Origin of the sequence: Hydrogenophaga sp. Root209, assembly GCF_001428625.1 — a bacterium.
Lineage (GTDB): Bacteria > Pseudomonadota > Gammaproteobacteria > Burkholderiales > Burkholderiaceae_C > Hydrogenophaga.
In genome coordinates, this window is the sequence record NZ_LMIE01000026.1 from 1 (window position 1) to 1,211 (window position 1,211).

At 69.2% G+C, this 1,211-nt stretch carries 1 protein-coding gene and 1 pseudogene; both read right to left on the bottom strand.

Translation table 11 applies throughout. From position 1 onward, the window contains the following. On the bottom strand, nucleotides 1–809 hold an 809-nt coding region (locus ASE11_RS13485), incomplete at its 3' end, for a HAMP domain-containing protein (protein WP_156406352.1). A 32-nt stretch (nucleotides 810–841) separates the two neighbouring features. After that, nucleotides 842–1,211 (bottom strand): annotated as a pseudogene (locus ASE11_RS26645) (hypothetical protein); the annotation flags it as partial.

The window sequence follows — 1,211 nt, forward strand, 5'->3', positions numbered from 1 at the left end:
GTGGCGCTGCGCACCTGACCCACCGTCTGGATCAGCGAGGTCTTCATCGCCCCCAGCGCATTGAGCAGATCGCCCAGCTCGTCCTTGCGGTTCGTCTGGACCTCGCGGGTCAGGTCGCCCGCGGCCACGGCTGAGGCAATGGCCACCGCCTCGTGCACCGGTGCGGTCACCGAGAGGGTGATGCGCCAGGCCACCAGCGAGGCCACGAGCACGGCGGCCGCGGCGAGCGCGATCAGCAGCATCACCTGGCGGCTGATGGTGGCGGCGGAGTTCGCCACGGCGGTCTCGACCAGGCCGCGCTGGAAGACCTGCAGCTCGGCCTGCGCGGCGCTGTAGCGCTCGGCCGCGGGCATCAGGCCGGTGGTCAGCTGCTGGTTCGCAGCGGCGGCGTCGCCACCCTTGAGCGTGTCGAAGTAGGTCTTGCGCACCGCGATGTAGTCGCCGCGCATGGCCGAGATTTTGGTCAGCAGGGCCTTGCCCTCGGCGCTGCTGATCTCTGCCTCCAGGGTCTTCTGCAGTTCGTTGATGCGCGTGGTGGTCTGGGCGATCAGCGGCTTGAAGTGGGCATCGACCTCGGGATCGGCCCTGGACTTGGCCACCGCGAGCACGCGGTTGATGTTCAGTGTGGTGCTCTGCGCCCATTCGTTGGTTGCCGCCGACCGGTGCTCGAGCACGACGACGCGCTCGGTGGCTGCCTGCGAGGCCTGCAAGCCGTTCCAGGCCAGTGCGGTCAACACCACCAGCAGGGCCAGCACGCTGGCGAAGCCGAGGGTCAGGCGGTGACCGATCTTGAGTCGATTGAAGAACATGTGTGCTTTCCGTGGGGTCTATTCGTTGTCGTTCAGAAGCTTTCCCAGTCGCCTTCGCTGGTGGCGCTGGCCACCCCGGGTGCTGGGCGCGCCGGCGGAGCCGGCGTGTCGGGGGCCCGCTGGCCGGGGGGCACTGGGCTGGGTTTTGGCGACGCGGCCTTGACCGGCGCCGGGGCTGTTTTCGGGCGCGGCGCGGCAGGCGCCGGCGTTGGAGTGGACGCCGCTGCCGGGATGACAGGTGCCGTGCTGCCGGCGTCGCCGGTGTGGAACACGCGCACCACCTGATCGAGGCGGGCCGCCTGGTCTTTCAAGCTTTCGGCGGCCGCGGCACTCTCTTCGACCAGCGCGGCGTTCTGCTGCGTCATCTGATCGAGCTGCGTCACCGCCACATTGACCTGGCCA